At 68.5% G+C, this 7,682-nt stretch carries 5 protein-coding genes; all 5 read right to left on the bottom strand.

Features of this window, described 5'->3' with window-relative positions; translation table 11 throughout:
* Positions 1–220 (bottom strand): hypothetical protein (locus VM840_10835; GenBank protein ID HVL82071.1); only part of this gene is annotated, 220 nt, incomplete at its 3' end.
* Positions 221–225: 5 nt separating this feature from the next.
* Positions 226–3,348 (bottom strand): MFS transporter, encoded by a 3,123-nt coding sequence (locus VM840_10830; GenBank protein ID HVL82070.1) that lies wholly within the window; start codon positions 3,346–3,348, stop codon positions 226–228.
* Positions 3,345–5,645 (bottom strand): hypothetical protein, encoded by a 2,301-nt coding sequence (locus VM840_10825; protein HVL82069.1) that lies wholly within the window; start codon positions 5,643–5,645, stop codon positions 3,345–3,347. The genes VM840_10830 and VM840_10825 overlap by 4 nt, the downstream gene beginning before the upstream one ends.
* 24 nt (positions 5,646–5,669) lie before the next feature.
* Positions 5,670–6,734, bottom strand: coding sequence for a hypothetical protein (locus tag VM840_10820; GenBank protein HVL82068.1), 1,065 nt, complete (start codon positions 6,732–6,734; stop codon positions 5,670–5,672).
* Positions 6,706–7,682, bottom strand: a 977-nt coding sequence (locus tag VM840_10815; protein HVL82067.1) for a transglutaminase-like domain-containing protein, incomplete at its 5' end; no start/stop codon positions are given. The genes VM840_10815 and VM840_10820, both read right to left, overlap by 29 nt.

Genomic DNA, 7,682 nt, shown 5'->3' with positions numbered 1-7,682 from the left:
TGGGGGCCGGGGTCGCCTGGGCGGGAGGCGGTGTAGCCTGGGCCCCCACGTCGAGCGCACCGGGTGCGTCCTCCGCCACGGGGGGAGGTGTCGCGAAGTCGTAGCTCCCGCCGCCCTCCACTCCCTCGAGCAGCCTCTCGTTCCCCACCTTGGCTCCCTCCCCGCACGCTGCGAGCAGCATCAGCAGGGCGGTCATCAGAAACGTCGCTCGCCTGGTCATGGTCGTCATCCCTTGCTCGTCCTCGGACCCTTTCCATCCATAACGCCCGAGCGCTGGATCACGTTCTCCGAGGTGCCCAGGTAGGCCTCGATGACCCGGTCGTCGTTGAGCACCTCGTCCGGATCCCCCCTCAGCACGACCTCTCCCTGGATCATCGCCACGAGCTCGTCGGAGATGGCGGAGATGAGCGGCATGTCGTGCTCGATGATCAGCATGCTGCACCCGGTCTCGAACCTGACCCGGCGCAGCAGGGGGGCCAGCCCCTCCGACTCGGCCTGGGCGATACCGCTCGACGGCTCGTCCAGCATGAGCACCTTCGGCTCGGCGGCGAGCACGCAGGCGATGTCGGTGATCCGGCGCAGACCGGTGGACAGCTCCTTCACGAACTTGTCCCGGTAGGCGCCCAGCTCGAGGAGGTCGATCAGGCGGTCGGCGCGACGGCGGACACGCCGCTCGGACTGGCGCACCTGGGGCAGCGGCATGGCCGTCAGGGCGACGTTGCGTACCTCGAGGCGCCGCTCGAGCGCGACGAGGATGTTCTCGTAGACGGTGAGGGACGGGAAGAGCCGCGCGTCCTGGAAGCGACGCACGAGCCGCTGCTTCGCCCGCTCCTGGGGAGGCAGACCGGTGATATCGACCGAGTCGAGCACGATCTGCCCCTGGTCGGGGATCTGGTACCCGGAGATCAGGTCGAACAGGGTCGTCTTCCCGGCGCCGTTGGGGCCGATGAGCCCCAGCGCCTCCCCCTCGCGCAGGACCAGGTTCGCGCCCTTGACGGCCTGGATCCCGCCGAAGGACTTGCTCACGTTCTTGACCTCGAGCACGGGCCGGGCGCTCTCCAGCTCGTACTGGCGGCGCTCCTTGTCCCCCTTCACGCCGCTGACCGGACCCTCCGTCAGGGCACCCGTTCCCTTCACGTAGACGGCGCGGAGGATGTCCGGGCGCCGGAGTAGCTCGGCCGTGTCACCGAAGAACTTCACCTCGCCCTTCTCCATGAAGATGGCCCGCTCGGCCAGGGTGAGGGCCACGTTCACCGACTGCTCGACGACGATCACGGTCGTGCCCAGGCGGTTTATCTCCTTCACGATCCCGATGAGCTGCTCCACGACCTGCGGGGAGAGCCCGAGCGACAGCTCGTCGATCATCAGCAGTCGCGGGCGGCTCAGGAACGCCTGAGCCAGGGACAGCTGCTGCTGCTCGCCGCCCGACAGGGTCTGCGCGCGCTCGTTGAGCCTCTCCTTCAGGACGGGGAAGATCCGGTAGACCTCGTTGAGTCGGCGCTCCCCCTCCTTGGCCTCGGACATCCAGTTCCCCAGGATCAGGTTCTCGCGCACGGTGAGGTCGGGGAAGATCCCCCGGCCGCCCGGCATGTGGATCACTCCTCGGGAGGCGACCTCGTGCGGCGGCATGTGTGTGATGTCGCGCCCGTCGAAGACGATCGCCCCGCTCGACGCCTCCTGTGTCCCGCTGATCGCCTTGAGCAGCGTCGACTTCCCGGCGCCGTTCGTGCCGAGCAGCGCGATGATCTGGCCCTCCTCGACGTCGAAGTCGACGCCGAACAGCACCTGCACGCCGCTGTACTCCACATCCACGTCGCGGCAGACCAGCATCTTTCCGCGTCCGGCCGCCTTCGCGCGCCGCCACTCCGAGGAGGCCAGCTGGGAGGCGATCGCCGCGCGCATGTCTCGCTCGTACAGGGGAGCCGCGGAGAGCTGGACGAGCGCCCCGAGCAGGATGAGCGGGGAGGAGATGAACATGGCTCCCTGCAGGCCGTACCTGTTGACCATGATCCCGAACAGCGCCACTCGGATGACCGTGCCGGGTATCCCCGCCAGCAACCTCACCGAGTTACCGAGCGTCCTCACGTGGGCGGGCAGGATGTTGACGTAGAGGACGCTGCCCGCGGGTCCGAGCAACGAGTACCCGGCGTTGAACAGGGCGATCATCCCGATGAGGAGCCACAGGGGCGGGGCCGTCGAGACGACGAACAGGAAGAGGGCGCTCGCGACGCCGAGGCCGCCCGTGAGCAGGAGGACGCGCGACGGACGCCGTCTGGTGAGCACGTCGACCAGCCCGCCGGCCAGGAACCCGAACGGCAGCGAGAAGAGCCCGAGCACCGCGCTCAGGATGACCCGGTCGCGCAGGCCGAGACCGTACTGCTCCAGCAGGAAGAACCCAAAGGCGAAGCTGAAGATGGCCCGTCCGGGGCCCCCGACGACATCGGCGATGAAGAGGCGTCGAAGGGTCCGGATCGCCCAGATCGTTCGCCATGCCTCGCCGATGCTCGGCGGGTCCTCGGCGCGCTTGGCGACCTCCTCGGACACGCCGAGCGACCTCCGCTCCATGTAGCCGCGGATGGGTTCCTTCAACAGCACGAACGTCACCACGCCGGCCAGGATCAGCAGCGGTCCGGTGATCAGGAACGGGAGGCGCCAGTAGAGACCGTCCTGCGCGCTCAGGACCAGGGCGCCCACGATGAGGGGGGTCAGCACCGTCATGAGGTCACCGAGGATCCCGAAGAGCGCGAACACCTTCCCCCGGGACTGCGGCGGGTAGTAGTCGGCCAGGAGGGAGTACTGGGGGGTCGCCATCGCGTTGTACCCCACCGCGTCGCCCGCGCGGGAAGCCCCCAACGCGGGGAGGGTGCTCGTTCCCGCGGTGAACAGAGAGAAGATGCCGGACAGGATGGAGCCCCCGGCGACGATCGGCACCCGGGGCACCCGATCGGACAGGTAGCTGAGGTAGATGACGCCGAATATGAGGAAGAAGCCGACGATCGACATCACCCCTTGGAGCTGGATGATGTCCAGGTCCAGGTCGCGCACGATCTCGGGCGACACCGTCCCGAATATGGCGCCGTCGATCGAGGTGATGATCGAGAGCAGAGTGAACAGGATGACCGGCTTCAGTCCGTATGGGGTCTTCGCGAGCTGCCGGTAGTTGGACGCTTCGCGGATCAGCGTCATGAACTCCGCCTTGCTGCGGTCCAGGAAGCCGGGCTCCGATGGGCCTCCCCGGGCCGTGACCTGGTCGCCGTCGGGGATCCGGATCGTCTCGCCGGCCCTGTCCTCGGGCCGGTCCTCGCCGTCCCCTCCCGTTCCGGGTCTCTCTTCAATCTGCCTGCTCATGATTCGGCTCCCCTGTCCAGGGCTCCAGATGTGACCGCCGCCTCAGCGGAGCGGGCCACCTCGGCGGCCGCGCCGATGGCCGCGGATTCCCCGTCGGCCGAGCGCGAGGCCGCCTGTTTGCGCTGGGAGTACAGCGTCGACGCGGCCCGGTAGCGTCTCGAGACCGGGAGGGCCCCGAGTCCCGCCTGGGGTGTGGGCTCGCTCAGCGGGATGAGCCTGCGCTCCAGAGCCTCCGGATCGAAATCGGCGAACAGCGCTGGGACGACCATCTGTCTGCGCTGAGCGATGATCCTCAGGACGGTGTCCCGCAGGCCCAGAGCTATCGATGCGAGCCCGCCCGGGAATGCGTACAGGATCGCCAGGACGCCCACTGGCCCGAGCACCCATCCCGCGAACTGGTTCGTCAGCAGAGTCCTCGCGGCGTAGAAGAGGCCTCCCAGCAGCACACCGAGCGTCGACCCCACCCCGCCGACGACCGCGAACAGGAAGATGTCGAGGCTGACGGACGCTGGGAACGTGTCCCCCTGCACCGCCCGCTGATGGTGGGCGAGGATGACGCCGGCGAACCCGCACAGGAAGCCGGAGACGGCGAACGCGGCCAGCTTCATGCGGACGGGGTCGATGCCGAACGCCCGCACGTTGTTGTCGTTGTCCCGCAGCCCGATCAGGACGCGCCCGGTGCGGGTCCGTCTCAGGCTGGTGACGAACAGGACCGACAGGACGAGGGCGAGCACACAGAGGTAGTACATGCTGCGCTCGTCCTCGAAGTCGAGCAGGAACAGCTGCGGTCTCTCGACCCGCTCCGGGAGCAGCCAGCCGAAGTACCGCTCCTCGAACAGGCCTGCCCTGATCGCGAACGCCATCGCATACGTGGCGATGGCGAGGAAGAGGCCTGGGATGCGAAGGGCGGGGATCCCGACCAGCAGGGTGATCCCGGCCGTGAGGAACGGCACGATGATCAGGGCCAGCCAGAAGCTCAGCCCGAGCCGGCCCGTGAGCGCCCCGCCCAGGACGGCGCCGATCGCCACGAACCCGAACTGTCCGAGGCTCACCTGCCCCGCCCACCCGGTGAGGACGGTCAGCGAGAGGAGGGCTATCGCTATCAGCGCGTAGTAACCGGCGAGGTTCGCCTGGCCGCTGGACACGACCCACGGGAAGATCAGAACGGCCGCCACGCCGAGCACCACGAGCAGGCGGCGGGCGAGCCTGATGCCGGCGATCTGGAGCATCTCTTGGGGGGTCGAGCGCGCCTCCTCGGTGGCGCGCCAGCTCGAGGCCTCCGACTCCTCGCTGCGGCGCCCCCGCCTCTTCGATCCGGCCCCAGCGACGATGAGGGAGACGACCAGGAGGAAGAACAGGCCGATGAAGACGAGACCCGCCTGCTCCTCGTACTTGAACTCGACGGCCTGCCTCACGATCGTTATCAGCACGGCCGAGCCGGCTGCCGCGGGCATGCTCCGCATCCTGGCGAATGTGGCCGCGGCCAGGGCGACGAGCAGGAGCTCCGGCGGCGCCGGCTGGGTGCCGAACTGCTCCTGGACCGTCGCGAACAAGGTCACCGCGAGCCCGCCCAGGACGCCTGCGATGGCCCACGAGACGAGCGACAGGTTGCCGACGCTGATGCCGAGCAGACGGGCCCGCTCGGCGTTCTCGGCCGCCGCCCGGAGGGCGATACCCGTACGCGAGAAGCGGAAGAAGGCGGCGAGCCCCAGGAGGGCGGCGATGCCGACGACGATCGCGAAGAGGTGTCCGAAACGGAAGTCGAGAGGGAAAGCGCCGACCCGGAAGGTCCAGTCGGCGAACGGCGTGACGATCTCGCGTCCGGCGAGCTCCTCGACCGTGCGATCCTCGCTGCTCCCGAAGAGCGGGAGCTGGTCCAGCTGCCCGGTGAGGAAGCCGATGCCGGGGATCACGGCGATCGTGATCACCGTCAAGACCAGGCGCGGGGCGTCGAAGAACCGCCTGACGAAGCCCAGCTCGATCGCGATGGCCACGATGACCGACACGATCACCGACGCCACGAAGGCGAGCATGTAAGGCCATTCGAGGAAGACCACGAGGTTGTAGGCGAATATGGCGCCCGCCGCGCCCATCGCCGCCTGCGCGAAGTTGATGATCCGGTGGCTCCGATAGATCAGGACGATCCCGACCGCGAGCAGCCCGTTGATCAGCCCCAGGATCGCGCCCGAGAACACGATCGCCGTGGGGATGCCTGACAGCACCACGTGCGTGATCAGGAAGGTGAGGGCTACCGCGCCCGCGGCGATGACGGCAGAACGGACGCGCGTGTCACTCATGTCGAGGTCTCCATCGGGCGTGCGTCAGGCAGAGGGCGTGATCTGCCCGATACGGGCGTAGAAGACCAGGTCGCCAGCGGGCTGGCACCTCTCCTGGTTCTTCGGATCCGCCTTCCGATCCTCCTCGCTCGTGGCCACCTGAGCCTCGCAGGGACGCTCGACATGCTCCCAGATGATGATCCCACCGTACTGGGTTGCGATCATGTAGTTGTAATTGCGGTTGAAGGTCTCGCCGCGGGGGTTGACGAACCGCTGGTCGGCGTTGACGAACCAGCCTTGGACGACCTCGCCGCAGGCGTCCACCGTGAACCTGTTGAGCACGGTGCCCTTGTGGCGCAGGGCGGCCTGGGACGTCGGGTCTACGCCGGTGGTGTCCATCTGCTCCTGGGCGTTGGCGCCCACGACCCCGACCGGGTTCGCGCCGATCCGGACCGGGATGGGCAGCAGCATGATCGGCGGGTCGGGGTTGAAGTTGCTGGTCGACCCCTCGGCCGTCACGCGGATGCTCCGCAGGAAGATGCCGTCGGGGTTCACGCCGTCGTTCGACTGCCTCACCTCGAAGGTCTGGGTGACGAGCTTCTTGGAGGCGAAGACGATCTCCTGCTCCTCCACGTCGAAGCGGAACAGGCCCTGACTGACCTGCCGGACGTTCTTGACGGTCCTCGTGACGACGCCGAGCAGGGACACCACGCCGGACGCGATGCGCTGAGTGCCCTGGACGCGCCAGGTGTGGACGCCCTCCGTCGGTCGGTTCGGGACGACGGTCCCCTCGACCCTCTTCGGGAACGCGGTCGGCTCTGCCTCCGGACACGCGGTCGAGGGCGGAGGCGGGTCTTCGACCCTCGGCACCGGACGCGTCGTCGGCCTGCGGGGAACCTCGAAGACGGGGAAGGGGTCGTCCGGGGGCGTGAAGTTCGGAGGCGCCGCCGTCTCGTCCACCTCGGGCACGCCGAAGACGAGCTCGGTCGTCAACGGCTTCACGTTCACGCCCTGCTGGGGGGCGCGAGCACAACCGGGCAGGACCAGGGCGACCGCGACGGCGACCAGCCCCAGGCGCCTGCTACGCAGCCTTCTTCTTCCTTGCCACACGGGAACGCTCCTTCCGAGCGAGGACGCCGAGAGACGGGGCGTACGGATACTTCAACGAGAGCCTGGACATAGCGGCCACCGAGCGCAGCGTGAACGTGTGCGCCTGACTCATCCGCTTGCGCAGGGAGCGGGACAGCTCCTCGGCGGCCAGCGCGTCGTCCGGGCTTATCTCACCTTGCAGGTCGCCCCACAGGGTGCGCGTCACGAGCCACGCGAACTCGGTGTGCTCGTCGTCCTCGATGACGCGGTCGAGGAACATGAGCGGGGTGTCCGCGTCGTGGCGGTACCCGAAGTCGGTGCACAGGTCACGCCACTCCGCGTAGGCCAGGGCGATCCGGGCCGCCGGTCCCTGGCCCTGCGCCCACGTGCGACGCCGCGACCTCAACAGCGCCTTCCGCAGGATCGGCCAGGTGAAGTACAGCAGCGCCCCGAGGATGAAGAACGGGAGCACGATCAGGACGGCCTCCCGGATCTGCTGGAACAGGAAGCTGCGCGGGTCGGTCTCGAACGGGACGAAGAGCTGGACCGCGATGTCGTCGGAGGCGAGGACGTTGCGCTGGTCCTGGGTCTGCTGCGCCTGCGACGAGGTGGCCTGCTGCGGGTTGCCGATGATCGGGAGCCACTTGTAGGTCGGGAAGTAGACCTCGAGGAACGACGCTCCGTGCCGGGGCCGGACCTCCCGGACGTTGCCGACCTCCTCGCCGCCGTCGTACCCGTACCCGATGCGAGCCGGGATGCCGAGCCAGCGGGCGAGCATCGCCTGGCCGGCGACGATCTCGTAGGGGGTGCCGCGCTTGCTGCCCGCGAGCATGTCCTGGACCTTCTCGGGCTGGATCGCGACCGGCATGCCCTGTCCCTCCGCCACGACGGTCGCGAGGAACTCCTTGCGCACGAAGTCCAGCTCGTCCCACTTGCTGGTCTTGGGGGCGCGCCGGATCAGGTCGGAGA

The sequence above is a fragment of the Actinomycetota bacterium genome (assembly GCA_035540895.1).
Taxonomy (GTDB): Bacteria; Actinomycetota; JAICYB01; order JAICYB01; family JAICYB01; genus DATLFR01.
This window is presented reverse-complemented; position numbering and strand designations above follow the sequence as displayed.